The 16,826-nt window shown below is 55.2% G+C and carries 12 protein-coding genes; 11 read left to right on the top strand and 1 reads right to left on the bottom strand.

The genetic code is table 11. The features are described from left to right. Positions 1–13: 13 nt before the first annotated feature. The 8 genes from NYE24_RS18290 to NYE24_RS18255 all read left to right on the top strand — a co-directional run bounded on the left by NYE24_RS18290 (position 14) and on the right by NYE24_RS18255 (position 10,360). The gene (locus tag NYE24_RS18290; RefSeq protein ID WP_342476349.1) at positions 14–1,561 is read left to right on the top strand and encodes a hypothetical protein; all 1,548 of its coding nucleotides are present in this window, start codon (positions 14–16) and stop codon (positions 1,559–1,561) included. After that, positions 1,558–3,114 carry a hypothetical protein gene (locus NYE24_RS18285; RefSeq protein ID WP_342476348.1) on the top strand — a complete coding sequence of 519 codons (1,557 nt, stop codon included), beginning with the start codon at positions 1,558–1,560 and terminating at the stop codon, positions 3,112–3,114. Before NYE24_RS18290 ends, NYE24_RS18285 begins: the two co-directional genes overlap by 4 nt. A 34-nt stretch (positions 3,115–3,148) precedes the next feature. Continuing rightward, positions 3,149–4,399 (top strand): glycosyltransferase, encoded by a 1,251-nt coding sequence (locus NYE24_RS18280; RefSeq protein WP_342476347.1) that lies wholly within the window; start codon positions 3,149–3,151, stop codon positions 4,397–4,399. A 42-nt stretch (positions 4,400–4,441) separates the two neighbouring features. After that, the gene (locus NYE24_RS18275) at positions 4,442–6,529 is read left to right on the top strand and encodes a cellulose biosynthesis cyclic di-GMP-binding regulatory protein BcsB (RefSeq protein WP_083678224.1); all 2,088 of its coding nucleotides are present in this window, start codon (positions 4,442–4,444) and stop codon (positions 6,527–6,529) included. After that, complete coding sequence (locus NYE24_RS18270) at positions 6,526–7,380, top strand: diguanylate cyclase (protein WP_036691958.1); 855 nt, start codon at positions 6,526–6,528, stop codon at positions 7,378–7,380. The genes NYE24_RS18275 and NYE24_RS18270 overlap by 4 nt, the downstream gene beginning before the upstream one ends. A gap of 49 nt (positions 7,381–7,429) precedes the next feature. After that, a complete protein-coding gene (locus NYE24_RS18265; RefSeq protein ID WP_342476346.1) occupies positions 7,430–8,218 on the top strand; it encodes an SDR family oxidoreductase in 789 nt (262 codons plus the stop codon). Between the two features lie 165 nt (positions 8,219–8,383). After that, complete coding sequence (locus NYE24_RS18260) at positions 8,384–8,632, top strand: type B 50S ribosomal protein L31 (RefSeq protein WP_036691962.1); 249 nt, start codon at positions 8,384–8,386, stop codon at positions 8,630–8,632. Positions 8,633–8,785: 153 nt separating this feature from the next. Then, entirely contained in the window at positions 8,786–10,360 is a 1,575-nt protein-coding gene (locus NYE24_RS18255) for a diguanylate cyclase (protein ID WP_342476345.1), read from the top strand. A 65-nt stretch (positions 10,361–10,425) separates the two neighbouring features. Here the strand turns inward: NYE24_RS18255 and NYE24_RS18250 are convergent, their stop codons facing one another. Next, the gene (locus tag NYE24_RS18250) at positions 10,426–11,631 is read right to left on the bottom strand and encodes a polysaccharide deacetylase family protein (protein WP_051493243.1); all 1,206 of its coding nucleotides are present in this window, start codon (positions 11,629–11,631) and stop codon (positions 10,426–10,428) included. Positions 11,632–11,814: 183 nt separating this feature from the next. On the opposite strand from NYE24_RS18250, the gene NYE24_RS18245 reads away from it, so the two are divergent. The 3 genes from NYE24_RS18245 to NYE24_RS18235 are packed head-to-tail and all read left to right on the top strand — an operon-like array spanning position 11,815 to position 16,806. After that, complete coding sequence (locus NYE24_RS18245) at positions 11,815–14,385, top strand: DUF2339 domain-containing protein (protein ID WP_342476344.1); 2,571 nt, start codon at positions 11,815–11,817, stop codon at positions 14,383–14,385. Beyond that, positions 14,351–15,661, top strand: a complete 1,311-nt coding sequence (locus NYE24_RS18240; protein WP_036691970.1) for a DUF3999 family protein — start codon at positions 14,351–14,353, stop codon at positions 15,659–15,661. The genes NYE24_RS18245 and NYE24_RS18240 overlap by 35 nt, the downstream gene beginning before the upstream one ends. 38 nt (positions 15,662–15,699) lie before the next feature. Then, positions 15,700–16,806, top strand: a complete 1,107-nt coding sequence (locus NYE24_RS18235; protein ID WP_036691972.1) for an MBL fold metallo-hydrolase — start codon at positions 15,700–15,702, stop codon at positions 16,804–16,806. The last annotated feature ends 20 nt before the right edge of the window (positions 16,807–16,826 follow it).

Raw genomic sequence — 16,826 nt, 5'->3', positions numbered from 1 at the left:
AAGGGGAATCGGAATGATAGACAACTTAGAGCTTACATCCACCCGGCCCGGTATCACGTTAGCTGGCTTTCGGATTACTCCGGCATTTGCCGCCGCGTTCTGTGTGCTGCTGGTGACGGCTATTTCGCTGTTTACCTCCCCTTATATCGGCATGGCGGATAACGGAGACTTTTACCGGATTATATATAGCAACGGCCTGTATTTCAACGCTCCGGACTATGACAGCCAGTACTTCGGCTATTTCGTGAAGCAGTTCGGAATCTTTCAATATTTCAACGAGAACAGCACGATGGTGGTCTCCTCCCAGTCCCTGTTCATCAAGCTGGCGATCTTCGTCAACAAGCTGTTTTTCAGCCGCGAGGTCTTCGATATCCGCTTCCAGGCTGCAATCTACACAGTGCTGTATGTTGCCGCAGTCTACTTGCTGGTTGAAGCGATCACGCTGAAAATGTCGCCTAAGCGGGGTATGGCGGTCGCGGCGCTTGCGGTGTTCATTTTCGGGGATACAGGCTACACCAATTATTTCAGCTCCTTCTTCGGCGAGAGCCTGGTGATGGTGACCATGATTCTGGTGTTCGCCTCCTGGCTGCTGCTGTACCGGAAGAGATATAACGATTATGCCATGCTGGCGATCCTGTTGATCAGCACCCTGATCCTGACCACCTCCAAGCAGCAGAATGCCCCGGTGGGGATGGTGATTTCCCTGCTCTCAATACCGCTGGTGCTGATCCGCCGGGACAAGCTGTTCCGCTGGGTTACGCTGCTGTCGGCGGGTCTGATGATGTTCGCCGGAATTGCGACGTATCTTAATATCTCCAAAGAGTTCGTGAATATTAACCAGTACCATGCGATGACGCGCGGGGTACTGATGGAATCCAAGAATCCGGAGACGGCGCTGGATTCCTTCGGCATCAATGAACAGTACGCGATTCTCAAAGAGAATACGTACTATGACCAATACGGGACGGTGGATGTGAAATCCGAGCTGCTGGATAAAAATTTCTACAGCCGTTACGGCTTCGTCTCCATTCTGACCTATTATGCTTCTCACCCGAATGAACTGGGCTCGATCCTGGATACGGCTGCTGAGAGTGCCTATAAAATCAAGCCGGCAGCTATGGGGAACTATGAGCAGTCGGCAGGTAAGGAGTTCCGGGCGCAGAGTCATTTCTTCAGCTTGTACAGCACGCTTAAGGAGAAGCTGGCTCCCCGCCCATTTGCCTTCATTCTTCTCTGGATGGCCGTGACGATAGGGGTCTATATGCCATCGTTCGTCCGGTCCATCCGCACCCGGGATTTCCGGGGCATGCAGCGTCTGCTGGTGATTCTGGCAACGATGCTGGTCGGACTGTCGGGTATCGTAGTCTCCATTATCGGGGCGGGTGACGCGGATATTGCCAAGCATGAGTTCCTGTTCACGCTGGCCTTCGACCTGATTATCTTCCAGACGGCTGCCAGCGTAATCGGACGCGGAATCTCTTCACGCAGATCAGTGCCGTCTGCGCCGTCTGCACGGCCGCTCAAGGAATATGCGGCGCTGAATAAAGGGGTGGGCATGTGAGACGCAGAGGGATCTTCATTCTGCTGTTCATTGTATTGGCAGGTGATCTGCTGCCCTCTGCCGGGCGGGCATCCGCTGCCGCTTCTCCGGCTCCGGCGCAGCGGATTCTGCTGCTGTTCGACAGCCTGGCGAAGAATACAGGCCAGGAAGGGAATGTGGCCGAGCTGCAGCGGCTGCTTGCAGCCAACAGTGTACAGGTCACGCTGAAGCCCATCTCCTCTTATGCGCCGGGCGGCATGAAGGGCTATTCCGGCGTGATCACTGTGATTAACAATGATGAGCTTGAGATTACGAATCAAGCCTACCTGCAGGAGGCAGCTGGGTATAAGGGGGCTATGCTGCATGTTGGATATAGACCGCCTGCCCGGATGCAGCAGGCGCTGCGGCTGAAGACCGGGGTATGGCATAGAGCAGGTGCAAGCCTCTCCATCGGCGGATTCACCGGCATTCCGCTGGAGGCCGAAGGGATGCCTTATATAACAGCTTCCGACGCGGGGCGTTCTTATGGAACTTGGTCCTCATCCGACGCGGGGGCAGAGGTGCCGTTTGCGGTAAGCAGCGGCCGGGTGGCATACCTTCCTTATCTGAAGCAGGGCGATTTCACAGCCATAGCAGCGGCCTATGTGCTGAAGGACTGGCTGCACTATACTGCGGAGCCGCAGATGTATCTGGTCATCAAGGAGATCTATCCTTTCTCGGATCTTAATCTGCTGGAGCAGATGGCAGACCGCCTCTATAGAAGCGGTGTTCCCTTCATCGCCAGTGTACGTCCGGTATTCGCGAATACGGATTTCCCCGCCATGAAGCGGTATCTGGAGGCGCTCAGAGCCGTCCAGTCCCGCAACGGAAGTATCGTTGTCAATGTCCCGGCGGTCAGACCGCCGATCAATTCGAATGACCGGTCGCTGCGCGGGAAGATGAATCAGTTCATTAATGTGCTGGCGGAGGGGGGCGTGGCACCGCTCGGCGTTGCTGCCGAGAGCTATTGGACGTATGACAAGGAGTATTCTGCCGCAGGCATGGGGTTCTTCAATTCGGCGGTGCTTTTTCCGGATGGAGAGACTCATTATATGGAACAGACTGACACTTCAGTGGCCTTCTCTTCCTCTCTGTACAGTCTGCCCCCGGAGCTGCTGCAGGGAATTGGCAGAACAGGCAAGGCGATGCCGGAGCTTCCGCTGAATACAGCGGTGACGCTGGATCTTCCGGAGGATGAGCGGGGGTTGGAGGAACTTCTGCGGAATTTGAATGCGGAATGGTATACCTTCGCAGACTATAAGCAGGAGGCCCATACGGTCCGCACGGACATGCACACCCTTGAGTCTGCTGACGGGGTGATCCGCATGGATGGCAACACACTGGATGTCGATTATACCCCGCAGAAGGTCGCCGTTGATTTCCAGTACAAGGAGAAGCAGGCGACGAGCTTCAACCGGCTGTTCAGCGTGCAGAATCAATTCTTCATCATCGTGATCCTGGCTGCGCTGCTCTTGTTCGGCGGCTTGCTCACTATCGGCTACAGGCTGTACCGCAGGAAATATTTGAACAAGTAATCCCGTGAAAATATAGCGAGTTTAGGAGAATACTATGACGATCTCAGACGTATTGATGGTGATCGCGGTCATCTGTATCTGGTCCCTGCTGCTGGTGAATGTGATGCTGATTATAGCGGGGTATCTGTACTACATTCAAACGGAAAACGAACCGGAGCCGGAGATTACCGGGGAGCATCCCATGGTGACGATTATGGTTCCTGCTCATAATGAAGGAATTGTCATCAGTAAAACCGTGGAATCCCTGCTGGCACTGGATTACCCGCATGACCGGTATGAGATTATCGTCATCAACGATAATTCGTCAGACAACAGCGCCGGGCTGCTGGCTGCTATCCAGAAGCGGAATCCGCTGCGCAAGCTGATCATTATCAATACAGACGCCGTCACAGGCGGCAAAGGGAAATCCAATGCGCTCAACATCGGCTTCACCCGCAGCAGCGGGGAGCTGATTGCGATCTATGATGCCGACAATACGCCGGAGCGCACGGCGCTGAAATATCTGGTGGCAGAGATTATGAATGATGCCTCCCTGGGGGCGGTAATCGGCAAGTTCAGAACCCGCAACCGGGATGCCAGCCTGCTGACCCGGTTCATTAATATCGAGACTCTGTCCTTCCAGTGGATGGCACAGGCGGGGCGCTGGAAGCTGTTCAAGCTCTGTACGATCCCGGGAACGAACTTCATTATGCGCCGGACGATTGTCGAGAGTATCGGCGGCTGGGATGTGAAGGCGATTGCCGAGGATACGGAGATCAGCTTCCGCATCTATATGATGGGTTACCGGATCAAGTTCCAGCCGAAGTCGGTCACCTGGGAGCAGGAGCCGCAGACGGTGAAGGTATGGTTCAAGCAGCGGACACGCTGGGCGAAGGGCAACATCTATGTCATTGTGAAGAACCTTCCGCTCCTCGTCGACCGGAAGGCGGCGAAGATCCGCTTCGATATTCTGTATTATGTCTCAATCTACTTCCTGCTGCTGATCTCGCTGGTCACCTCCGATATTCTGCTTGTGCTGCATGCCATGGGGTATGTACATACGACCATCGCCGGACTCAGCAGCTTCCTGTGGCTGCTCGCCATTGTGCTGTTCGTGGTGGGGATCTTCGTTACCCTGACCACGGAGAAGGGCGAGATGAGCCTGTCGAACCTGTGGATCATTCTGCTGATGTACGTCTCGTATTGCCAGCTTTGGATGGTAGTGGCCGCTTACGGGCTGTACAACTATCTCAAAGACGTTATTTTCAAACGGGAAGCCAAGTGGTACAAAACCGAGCGTTACTAGTGCGCCGGAGGTCCAGAAATAAGATGTCAGGAGATACGGAACATGATGAAAAAACAGATTCTAACAGTGCTGCTCTGCCTCTCCCTCTTCCTGGTTCAAATCCCTGCGGCGCAGGCGGCGGTGCTTCCCGGTGAATCCGGAGCAACGTATGAGACGCTGTTCACGGGCAGCGACGTCTCGCTGAGGGGCGCAAGCTCCCAGCAGCAGTTCTTCACAGTCATGGATTACTGGAATGTGGATAAGGTGATGATCAATCTGCAATTCCAGACCTCACAGATCAGTGAGGATAAGCTGTCGAGCGTAACACTGTCGCTGAACGGTATTCCGTTCTTTTCCTTCCGGCCGTCCCTGGATAATAACGGACAGCAGAGCCTGAGCGTGGAAGCGCCCAAAGGGTTCCTGACGAAGGGGAGTAACACGCTAAGGATACAGGGGAGCTTAAGAACCACGACGGGCGGCTATGAGCTGTGCAATATCGATGATATGCAGGACAGCTGGCTGCATCTGTTCAACACCTCGAATATTGCTGTGAATTATACGCCGAAGCCCATTACTGGAGGCATTCAGGATTTCAGTGCCAGATTCTCAGGAATGGATATGGTAAAAAATGCACAAAGCCTGCTCGCCGTGCCACAGAATGCCAGCGGGGCAGAACTGGAGAGCGCTACCTACGCCCTCTCGGGATTCGCCAAAGGCAACACGCTGAACGACAGAACCATTCCCCTGCTGCCTTACCGCGAGGATACCGTCAAGGACAAGAGTGCGGTAGTGCTGGTAGCTATGTATGATCATCTGCCGGAACGGGTGAAGAAGCTGGTAAGTACGGCGGACGACCTTGGCACTCATGCGGTCATTCAACTGGTGGATAAGGATTCCCTGCCAACGCTGGTGGTGACCTCGAGGGACGAGAGCCTGCTGATCAAGGCCGGACGGCTGATGGCAAGCCGGGAGCTGATGAGCCAGCTCCGCAAGGATCTGAAGGTTGTTACTAATGCTACCGATGTAGTGAACCCTGCGCCGGCCATCAGCTCGAACATTACGTTCACGGAGACGGGGGACAAGCTCACCGGGCCGAATCATCAGGAGCAGACGTATTTCGTCTCCCTCCCGTCCAACCGCTCCATTGCGGATGACGGCAGAATCAGCCTGGATTTCCGGTATGCGGCGAATCTGGACTTCAACCGTTCCCTGGTGACGGTGAGCATCAATAATACGCCCATCGGCAGCAAGAAGCTGACGAAGGAGCTGGCGAACGGCGATGTGCTGAATCTGAGTGTGCCGCAGAGCCTGAATATCTCCGGCAACTTCACCGTGACGGTGGCTTTCGATCTGGAGCTTGCGAGCATGCTCTGTACACCGAACAAAGAGCAGATGCCGTGGGCTTACATCAGCAAGGAATCACTGATGCGTCTGAACACGAAGGACCGCACCGACCTCCTGCTGAGCAATTACCCTTATCCGTTCCTGCGGGACGGCATCTTCAACCGTGTGGCGGTGGTGCTGCCGGAGGAGAAAGATGATTACACCTACCGGAGCCTCGGGAATGTCTTCAATATGCTCGGGCAGTTTGCCGGAGGAAATACCGGTGATGTCCACTTTTACAGCGATAACGCAACAGCGGATAACCTGAAGGACAATAATATTATTGCGATCGGGAGCTATAAGAATAATAAGGTGATCCGTGACAACAACGGTAAGCTCTTTTTCAAGTATAACAAAGACGGATCAACCCTCCTCTCCAATGAGAAAATCGCCCTGGACGAGCAGTACGGAGCCGCCATCGGCACGCTCCAGCTCCTGGAATCTCCTTACGAGAGCGGACGCGGCCTGCTTGCAGTCACTGCGGTTAGCTCCGAGAGCTACTTCTTAGTCTCCAAGCTGATCGGGAGCGAGAAGGACAGGTGGAGGGTGTACGGTGACGGCGTTGTAGCGGATAAGGACGGCACGGTGAATGCCTACCGCTTCAAGACGGTCTCCGGAGCCAAGGCGGACTCGCTGGTCTCGCGGGTGATGGAGCGCAGTGATGTGCTGGGCTTCGTGACGGCAGCGGTGATGATTGTGACGCTGGTGGTCGTGGCGCTGATTCTGATGCTGCGCAAACATAAGAAGAAACGTGGTGATCAAGCGTGAGACGTAACCGCAGCAGTCTAACCTCGGATCTGGGCTTCCTGGCCTTTCTGGTCCTGATCTTTGCCTGCATCGTATATATCGCGGGCTCACCGGATAACTACGTTCAGAACATTATTATTCTGAATGTATCGTTCATCCTGGCGCTGGTCACGTATTTCACCACGGTCACGGCGGGACTGACGTTGAATCTGGCGTTTGTCTTCGGCTACGGCTTCTTCGTGGTCTATCAGACGGTCTCCCAAGGCGCTTCTATCGGTGTAGAGACGTATTTCTGGCTGATTATGACCCCGCTGCTTACGGTGGTATTGTGGGTCTTCACCACAAGCACCCGTGAGCTGCAGGCGGAGAATGAACGGCTGCTGAAGCGCACGAGTAATCTGGCTGCGGTAGATGAGAATACGGATCTGCGCAACAGCATTTCTTTTCAGAAGGATGCCAGCCTGTTCACCGGAATCTCGGTCCGTTATAAAATCCCGCTGACGCTGCTTGTGGTGAAGGTGAAATACTGGAATGAGATCCGCCGCCTGATCCCGGAGGAGCAGCTGTCCGAAGCCATCTATGATGTCTCGCAGCTCAGCCAGTCTAGCATTCGTACCAATGATGCGCTGTATCTGCTGGACAAGGAGGATGCTACCTGGGGCCTGCTGCTCTTCACGGACCGGGAAGGGGCCAAGATTGTCATTGAGCGGATCAAACAGCGGCTGCAGGACCTGAATGACTCGGAGTTCTCCGGCAAGTACAAGGTCACCCTGGGGCTGAAGATCGGTGCGGTGGAATATGCGGCGGACACCATCGAGAATCCGCTGGATTTCATTGTCCAGGCCAAAAAGGAACTGGAATACGATGTATAATGAGTGGGAGCAGGAAGTCCTGCAACCAATCTGACAGGAGGACTGGACGATGGATTTGGGTCTTGAGGGGAAATCGGTGCTCGTTGCGGCAGCGAGTAAGGGGCTGGGACTGGCGACCGCCCTGGAGTATGCCCGTGAAGGGGCGCGGGTGACGATTGCCAGCCGGAGCCTGCCGCAGCTGGAGAAGGCGCGGCAGGCGATCCGTGAGGCTACGGGGCAGGAGGTCGCCGTAGCGGAACTGGATGTGACCCGCCCGGAGGAGATTGCCCGGGCGGTGCGGACGGCCGCCGAATTCGGCAGCGGCCTGGAGGTGCTGGTCACGAACGCCGGCGGGCCTCCGGGCGGCAGCTTCGGGGATATGGCCGACGCTGACTGGAGCGGCGGCTTCGAGCTTACGCTGATGAGCGCGGTCCGCCTGATCCGCGAGGCGCTGCCGCATATGCGCAGCGCAGGGGGAGGGCGGATCGTCAGCATCAGCTCGGTCTCGATCAAGCAGCCCATCGCGGGGCTGATTCTCTCGAATGTGTTCCGCGCAGGCGTGAGCGCGCTGAACAAGAGCCTGGCTACAGAGCTTGCCCCGGAGGGCATCCTGATCAACAGCCTGGCCCCCGGACGGATCGGCACAGACCGGATACTCCAGCTTGACGGCAAGCGGGCGGACGCGCAGGGCATCACGCTTGCACAGATTCAGGAGGAAGCCCTGAAGGCGATTCCGCTGGGGAGAACCGGCACGCCGGAGGAGTTCGGCAAGGCGGCCGTATTCCTCGGTTCTTTTGCGAATACGTATATTACCGGACAGTCCCTGCTGATCGACGGCGGAATGGTGAAATCGCTCTAGGACAGGCTCTTGACTCAGCGGCTCATTTCACGTATGATAGTATGGCGTGTAAAAATCGGAAGATTTACGCATCTCCCTTCGTCTAACCGGATTGTTCAAATAGACCAAGAGATGGCTTCAATACTTCTTCATAAGTTGTATTAGTTCGGAAAGGAGGTTACTACAATGAAACAAGGCATACACCCTAAGTTCAACCAGGTTATTTTCTTCGATGCTAGCGTAGGCTACAAATTCCTGAGCTCATCCACCAAATCATCCGGTGAAACAATGGAATGGGAAGACGGCAACACTTACCCAGTGATCCGTGTAGACTCCAGCTCTGCATCCCACCCGTTCTACACAGGTAAACAAAGAGATACCGAAACTGGCGGCCGCGTTGACAAGTTCAAACAACGTCTCGCTCAGAAGAAATAATGGTATTCCTATAGAGGATATTCCCGCATCCATGCAGATGGTGAAGGAGTATCCTCTTTGTTTTGCGTACTTACTTTTGTAAGAAAGATTCATTTGTACGAAAGAGTAGGATATAATAAGGCAAATCAATCTCAAAAATAGGAGAAATATGACATGCCGTGGATGCAGGGTTATCCGTTTTACTTGGTAATGGGCAGCGTTCTAAGTCTCTACATGGGCATCGGTTCTTACAGGCACCGCCATACACCAGGAAGATGCTATTTATGGATATTGATGCTGCTGGTCAGCATGATCTTCGCAGCTACGGCCGGAGAGATTCTACCCGGTTCCTTCGCGGCGAAGCTATGGTGGAAGAATGTGCAGCAGGGCCCGCTTTTTTTGAGTGCGATCTTCACCTATGCGGTTATTAAAGAGTATGTATCCCGTTCCTCTGAGGGTTTGTCCAAGAGGCTTATTTACTTTTGTATCCCGGCGGTGCTTGATGTGCTGCTGATCTTCACTGACTCCTACCATCATCTGATGCGTAGCGAGGTCGGACTGGCTACGGTGGCTGGTGTTACCGGAATCGTAGTGAAGCCCACGGTGCTCAGTATGATCCTCATCGCGTACGATCAGTTATTCGGACTGTATGCTGTGTATTTGCTGGCCATCTCTCTCCTGAATGGGCCTAAGTATTATTTCCGCCATAATGCGTTGCTGTTATTCAGTCTGCTGGTGCCGGTCCTGGCGGTGTTCCTGCTTCCGCTGCTGCAGATTACGATTACAGGTTTCACAGCCTTCACCTACTTGCCGCCAATCGTGGCCGCTTACCTCACCTTGTTCCGCGATCCCAGATTGTCCTTATATCCGCTGGCTAAGAATAAAATCTTCGAGAATATGAAGGACGGCATTGTCTTGACGGACCGCTACGATTACATCATGGATGTGAATGAGGCGGCAGATGCTATGCTCTCCGAGCTGCTGGAGGAGAAGCCGGCGACCTGGATGGGCACTAGCATTCAGCCGCTGCTCAGGCAGCACGGACAGTTGTCGGTCTGCTATGCCGAGCGGCGGGAGGGGCAGTTTGAAATCGAGCCTCCCGGCCGGAGCGGGTCCTGTTATGGAGTGGCGCTCATTGCTACGGAGCAGGTCCGGGGGAAGGGGGCGGGGATGCTGCTGGTCTTCAGTGATCTTAGCGAGAAGAAGAGGTATGAGCGGGAGCTGCTGCATCAGGCCACGGTGGACGATCTGACCGGGCTGTACAACCGCAGGCATTTCATGAGGCTGGTACAGAATTACTCTGCGCAGATCGGCGCGGGTATGGCCTTGCTGCTGTTCGACATCGATGATTTCAAATTAATTAATGATACATACGGACACATGGCCGGTGATCAGGCGCTGGTGGATTTATCTGGCAAGATTATGCAGGTATATCATAACAAAGGGATTGCCGGGCGCGTAGGCGGCGAAGAGTTCGCCGTCTGCTTCTCCGCCGGCAGCGAAGCTGCGGCCTTGAAGGAGGCAGAGAGCTTCCGCACCGCTATGGGCGAGCACATCGTTGAGCTGGACGGGGGACATCACATCCAGCTTACGGTGAGCATCGGCATTGCTTTTACGGATCAAGCGGATGTGACCTTCGAGGATCTGTACCGCGAGGCGGACGAGGCCCTCTATCTGTCCAAGGCTACCGGGAAGAACCGGGTAACCTTAGGCCGCGAACCGCTGGTGCGTCAGGCGGCTAAGGGGTAGGGGGCGGCGGGTTTACACGTTGATCCTTTCCTCCCCGAATCAGGTGTGAAGCGATAGGCGCGGCCTCACCCGGGCTTGTTCTGGCTGAGACGCGTCAGCTTCAGGACCGTGCTGCTGCGGTCGTAATGGATCGCTACGCCTAGCTCGGAGCATAGTGCATCTAGCGGAATCATGACTTTCCCGTTCCGCAGCTCCGGCGGAGTTCCGGTAAGGAGAACCCTCCTCCCGTTCACGGTCAGAATCATCGGCGGCTCGAATTGCTTCAGCTGCTGGATGGACAGCTCTGGCGTGAGTGTCCGGTTCCCTTCATTGATCCGTGGAGCATTCAGCGTAGTTCTGGAGCCGAGGCCCAGCCCGATATTGAATTTCAGATGGATGCCGAGTGAATCGCAGATTTCCAGCAGCTTTTCGTTATAGGAACCGTAAGGGAAAGCGATAGCCGAATCCGTATTGTCCAATTCTTCTTTCAGCCTGCGCTCTGCATGAGCGAGGTCCCCGGTTACTCTTCTGTAGTATTCTTCATTCAGTTCATTCCGGTTCTCGTCATGAATGTACAGCAGGGAGCTCGCCGCCGGGCGGGTGCCGCCCTCTGCATCGACCACTGCATAATAATGCAGATTATACGTATGATTATAAAAGCCCATTCCGGCGCGCTTCATCTCCCGCATCTGCTCCCAGGTCAGCTTGGGCACCTGATGCTTATTAGTGTTGTCCACATCGGAGACAATGATGAAGTTCACTGCAGTGTAGCCGTACTTTTGCAGAATGGGAAACGCCAGCTTATAAAAGCTCTCATAGCCGTCATCGAACGTCAATAGAACCGCATTATCGGGAACCGGCGCGCGGTCAAGCATGAATTCCCGGTACTGCTTCATCGTAATGACATGGAAGCCCTCCTGCTTCAGCAGCTGCATCTGCTCATCGAACTGTGCGGCGGGTAATACGCCGGGATAGAGCATTAACGGGGTTTCCGTCAGATGGTGATACATGAGTACCGCCACATGATCCTTGTAGTACACACCCTTGGGGAGCGGAGCCTCCTTCTCCCAGCCGATACGCGCATGTAGAATCCGTTCAGCGAGGTCTTTATCCACCATCAGCTTGTGATCCGCTGTCAGCGCGTAGGCATCTGTCGTGATTTTGACTCCATCCAGCCCGGTAATGTTCAGCTTGGTCGTCGCCTTATGTCTAAACGGCACAGGCAGGAGGACCACCAGCAGCAACAGGATGAGGATATAACGTTTTTGCGGTTTGTGCAGGTTCAGTTTCAATGTCCGATTCTCCCCATCTCCCGAATATACAACAATAATAAACCTATAAGGTCTGCCAAGACAAAAATGTGACAGGATCTTAACTAAGTAATGTGGTTTTTGTTAGGTCTGTGGTGGTAATTAGAAATATAGTAATATCAATATATTAACAATTTGCCGATTAGCAGATACTGGGGGGCGGCTATGGAGGATTTCAGAGATCGGATGAGGGCTGTGCAGCAGCAGCAGGACGGGCTTTTGAAGGAATACCAGTCTTTAATTGAAGAATACGAGAGCAGTGATCTCGTCCGCGAGAACGAAGTGTTAAGACGGGAAAATGGGGCAACCAGGCAGAGCCTGGCGGAGCTGAAGGCTCAGGCGGCGAGGCTTGAGCGCGACAACTCAGAGCTGCGGACTGCGCTGGCGGAGCAGATTCTGGATGAGAAGCTGGGTATTCTGCGGGTATCGCGGCAGAAGCTGCAGACTTATTTTGCCTCACGGGATCATGCGTACCTCGACCGGCTGACGTCCTTCGAGCAGGACGCGAAGCGGCGTATAGAGCAGATGTACAGTATCGGGACCCGCGAGCTGGGCCAGGAAAAGACCCAGATCACTTATATTCTGGATGAGGTGCAGGCGAAGCTGAATGAGAGTATTCTGCTGCGCAGACAATGGCAACGGGAGGCAGAACGTTCGCTCAGAGGGACGATAGACAGCGGTCTGGATGATTTGACCGCCGAAGGGGTTGACGAGGAGACCTTGCTGCGCCGCCGTAAGCAGAACCGGATCGAAATGAAGATCGGCCTGAACTGGATCAACCGCCTGGGGATTCTGCTGCTGATCCTGGCAGTGGGCGCCGGGTTCAGATACACTTACTCCACCTGGTTCAATGATTATATGAAGGGCAGCGCCTTCTTCCTGCTGGGGGCAGTCATGCTGGCGGGCGGGGAGTGGCTGTTCCGCAAGGGGCGGGGAGCCTTCGCTTTGGGGCTGATTGGCGGCGGGGTGTCGGTGCTGTACGGCTCGATATTTTACAGTTATTTTCTGCTGGAGATTATCGGGTTATGGGCCGGGATCGGCCTGTCGGTGCTGGTTACGCTGTCCGCTGTGCTGCTGTCGCTGCGCTATGAGTCACGGACGATCTGTTCTATGGGGCTTGTAGGAGGGTATCTGCCGCTCTTCTCTTATATTGGAGCCTTCGGGCTGGAGGGCAGTGCAGTGTATGCGGCAATGGGGTATCTGTTCGTGCTGAACCTGCTGATTCTGCTGATCTCTCTGCGCAAGCGCTGGGTGGTTGTCAATTACATCAGCTTCCTGTTCAACACGCCGTCTATCCTGCTGCTGATTTATCTGGCGGATAGCTACGCCGCGGGCATTCTCTGCGCTGTGCTGACCTTCGCCATGTATCTGGGGATTACACTCTGGTATCCGTTCAAGTTCAAGACGAAGCTTAACTGGCTGGACTTCGGCCTGCTGGGCTGTAACACGCTCGTTAGCTGCATAACGCTGTATCTTCTGTTCCTGAATGCCGGGCTGGATGAATTCACAGGCGCGCTGGCGCTGGCCTTCTGCCTCATGTATCTGGGGCTTGGCGTGCTGCTGGAGAAGCAGATGCCGCAGGAACGCGAGAGCCGTCTGCTCTTCTATGTCACCTCACTGACCTTCGCCATCCTGATGATTCCGTTCCAGCTGGGAGCGGCCTGGTGGTCGATCGGCTGGCTGGTGGAAGGCGTGGCGCTTACGGTCTACGGACATCTGTACCGCTTCAAAATGGCAGAACGCGCAGGCTGGGGCATCCTTTCCCTCTGTCTGCTGACCTTCTTCGGATTCGACGTTCTGCTGCAGCTCTCGGATTATAATGCGGTAATCTACTACACGAACTCCTATTTCGATCTGAAATATACATTTATTACGGCGGGAATGGTGATTGTAGCCTTATTGTATGCCATCCGTTATTCGAATCAGGAGACGCTGCTCCGCAGTACGCCTGCGGAGGTGCAGGCTACCGTATGGTTCAAATATGCGGCTATCGTCAATTTCTACGGGTATGCAGTGTATGAAGCATTGCGCCTGTACGACTGGATGGTGCCGGAGGATATGGCGCACAATGCCTTTTACAAGCTGCTGCTGGCGGGTCTGCTTACCTCTGGACTGGCTTATGCGCTTCCGAAGGTGAATGTTCTGTATGACAAGGTGGTCGGCATTATGGTATTGGTGCTGCACGGGATTGCCTATGCGGTCTGTATCGGCATTACGCTGGGTCTGCCCAGTCTTCCGGAAGGGTGGTCCGGCAGCACTGCTGCCGATGTAGCGGCGCTGGGTCTGCTTATTCTGTTCAATGTATTCGTATGGTTCAGCAGTGCAAGGCTGCTGCGGACAACGCTGCTGCGCGATTATAAGAATATAGAGCTGTATCCGGTAGCTATGGGTATCTATCTGCTGGTGATGGTTACGGCGTTCCTGGGAGTGCAGATGCAGGTACGTGACGGCGGGCTGGCCTTCAGTCTGCTCTATCTGCTGCTGGCTGTGCTGTTCATTATGTACGGCTTCTGGAAAAGATATCTGTATATCCGCCGCTTCGGACTGGCGCTGTCCCTGCTGGCAACCGGCAAGCTGTTGCTCTATGACTTGACTCTGCTGAATACCGGCAGCAAGATCATCGCTTATTTCAGCTTCGGACTCTGCCTGCTGGGGATATCCTACCTCTATCAGCGGATAACAGTCAGAATGGAGGAAGCTTATGCGCTTGCTGAGCAAGACAGGCCGGAGAGCTAGGGCGGCTGTGCTGCTCGCTGTATTGGGCGGACTCGTGCTGGGTTCCGGCACCTTCCCGGCGCACAGTGCGGCAGCGGCATCCGGCGGAGCGGAGAAGACGGACGGCGGGCAATGGAAGTTCTCTCGCGAAATCTCCGTGCCGGAGGCGGCTCCGTACTATGAATTGTATCTTGATGAAGCGGTGTACCGTTCGGCGGCAGAGGACTTGCGTGATCTGCGTATACAGGACAGCACCGGCGCTCCGGTTCCCTATTATATGGAGAGCGGAGCGGAGACGGTGGAGGAGCATAGCGCGGTCTATGCCTCAGAATTGATTCACAAGGCAGTGAAAGGAACGGATACCCTGCTGGATTATCAGATTAAGCCGCTTGCCGAGGATGTCGATATTCAGGGGAACCGACTGGTGTTCGAGTTGCCCGCAGAATCCTTCCTGAAGCATGTGGAGGTATGGGGAGGCTATGACGGGCAGGCCTGGGAGCAGCTCGGCACAGGGGATCTGTATGCCACAAGCGGGTTAAGTGCGGACAGCATTACGCTGGAGCGCAGCTACAAGTTCGGCTATTACCGGCTTGTAGTGAAGAACAACCCGGAAGGGCTGGAGTTCCCCGGCCTGACCCTGGTAGACAGCAGCCGGGAGTGGAGTACGGCTGCATTCATGCGGCAGAAGACGCCGCAGACAGAGATTAAGCAGGTGGAGAACCGTACCGAGATCATGATAAGCAACACGGACCGGCTGAAGATTGGGAAGGTGATGCTCGGCAGCACCGGGAATTTCCTGCGGCGCTATGAGCTGTATGACAGTGCCGGGATTAAGATACCGGTCACCGGAAGCGGAGAGCTGTACCGGCTGGACTTCAAGGATACCCGGATCTCCCGGACGGAGATTCAGCCGGAGGCCCCAGCCTCATCTAATAGCCTGCGTGTGGTTATCTACAATCTGGATGATGCCCCCATCTCCATCACAGATATTAAGATCGAATATCTGGTAGACCGGCTTGTATTCGCGGGCGGGGAGAAGATGCCGTATTCCTTGCTCTATGGCAATGCGCTGGCAACCGCTCCGCAGTATGATATTATTAATTTCAAAGACCGGATCGGCGGGGAGAAGCTTGTGCAGGCTGCGCTGGGTGCAGAGACCCTGGTACCGGTAACGGCAGCAGATCTGCCCGGCACAAGCTGGTGGCTTCAGGGCCGCTGGGGCTTCAATGCCATTATTATTGCGGTCTCGCTGCTGCTTATTCTCATCGTTGCCCGCAAGCTGGGCCAGGCGAAATAGGAGATGCGGCACGAACCCGCAGAAAGAAGGATTACCGCATGACCCTGATTATTATTGGTTCCATTCTGCTTGCAGTTGTTGCCGCTGCGTATCTTCTCATGACCGTCTATCCGGCGTTCGGGCGGAGGGCCGGGACGCAGGAGAAGGCCCGTAACCTCCGTTCCGCCCATTACAGCAAGGGCAAATTTGCTTATCCGCAGACTGCAGACCTGAGCGGTGAGAAGGCCGGAGGCAGCGGACTCTCCATTCTGAGAGACTTCATTAAGGGCAACCCTCACTCCAGACCCGCTGAGCCTCTTCAGCCGCAGCCGCTGTCGCCGTCCTCTATTGGACAGGGCCGCGACACCCGGGTTACCTGGTTCGGGCATTCAGCGGTGCTGCTGGAGATGGACGGCCTGAACCTGTTCCTCGACCCTATGCTGGGCCATGCACCGTCACCGTTTCCGTTCATTGGCGGCCGCCGCTACAGCAAGCAGCTTCCGCTGGAGGCTGCCCTTCTGCCGCAGCTGGATGCGGTGGTGCTCTCCCATGATCATTATGATCATCTGGACTATGGGACCATCCGCCAGTTGAAGGATAAAGTGGGACTGTTCATTGTACCACTGGGCGTTGGCGCCCATCTGCGCCGCTGGGGGGTGGCCGCAGAGAAGATCCGTGAGCAGGACTGGGGCGATACGCTCAGCTATGCAGGGATTACCTTCACCTGCGCCCCGGCACGACATTTCTCGGGCCGGAGTTTGCTGGACCGCAACACTACACTGTGGTGCTCCTGGATTATTCAAGGGGAGAAGACCAAGGTCTTCTTCAGCGGAGACAGCGGGTATGGCCCGCATTTTGCCGAGATCGGACGTACGTATGGTCCCTTCGATCTCACGCTGATGGAATGCGGCCAATACGATCCGCGCTGGGCAGATATCCATATGCTGCCGGAACAGACTGTCGAGGCGCACATCGATGTGCAGGGAGGTCTGCTGATCCCCATCCATTGGGGCGCATTCACCCTGTCGATGCATGACTGGACCGATCCGGCAGAACGGATCTCGGCTGCTGCGGCGCTGAGAGGGGTACGGTTGGCCACGCCGAGAATCGGGGAGACTGTAACCGCAGGGGCCGCCGGATATCCGGTTCTTCCCTGGTGGAGATGAGGCTGCGCGCACGAAGGGGA

Source organism: Paenibacillus sp. FSL H7-0350 (assembly GCF_038593195.1).
In the GTDB taxonomy this organism is placed as follows: Bacteria; Bacillota; Bacilli; order Paenibacillales; family Paenibacillaceae; genus Paenibacillus_AQ.
Note: the sequence above shows the minus strand (reverse complement) of the source record. Positions and strands in the feature narration are given on the sequence as shown.

What these genes read in the sequence shown, in the direction of transcription:
- NYE24_RS18290 (WP_342476349.1), top strand. Translation starts at nt 14, where the DNA reads ATGATAGACAACTTAGAGCTTACATCCACCCGGCCCGGTATCACGTTA.
- NYE24_RS18240 (WP_036691970.1), top strand. Translation starts at nt 14,351, where the DNA reads ATGCGCTTGCTGAGCAAGACAGGCCGGAGAGCTAGGGCGGCTGTGCTG.
- NYE24_RS18275 (WP_083678224.1), top strand. Translation starts at nt 4,442, where the DNA reads ATGATGAAAAAACAGATTCTAACAGTGCTGCTCTGCCTCTCCCTCTTC.
- NYE24_RS18235 (WP_036691972.1), top strand. Translation starts at nt 15,700, where the DNA reads ATGACCCTGATTATTATTGGTTCCATTCTGCTTGCAGTTGTTGCCGCT.
- NYE24_RS18280 (WP_342476347.1), top strand. Translation starts at nt 3,149, where the DNA reads ATGACGATCTCAGACGTATTGATGGTGATCGCGGTCATCTGTATCTGG.
- NYE24_RS18255 (WP_342476345.1), top strand. Translation starts at nt 8,786, where the DNA reads ATGCCGTGGATGCAGGGTTATCCGTTTTACTTGGTAATGGGCAGCGTT.
- NYE24_RS18265 (WP_342476346.1), top strand. Translation starts at nt 7,430, where the DNA reads ATGGATTTGGGTCTTGAGGGGAAATCGGTGCTCGTTGCGGCAGCGAGT.
- NYE24_RS18260 (WP_036691962.1), top strand. Translation starts at nt 8,384, where the DNA reads ATGAAACAAGGCATACACCCTAAGTTCAACCAGGTTATTTTCTTCGAT.
- NYE24_RS18245 (WP_342476344.1), top strand. Translation starts at nt 11,815, where the DNA reads ATGGAGGATTTCAGAGATCGGATGAGGGCTGTGCAGCAGCAGCAGGAC.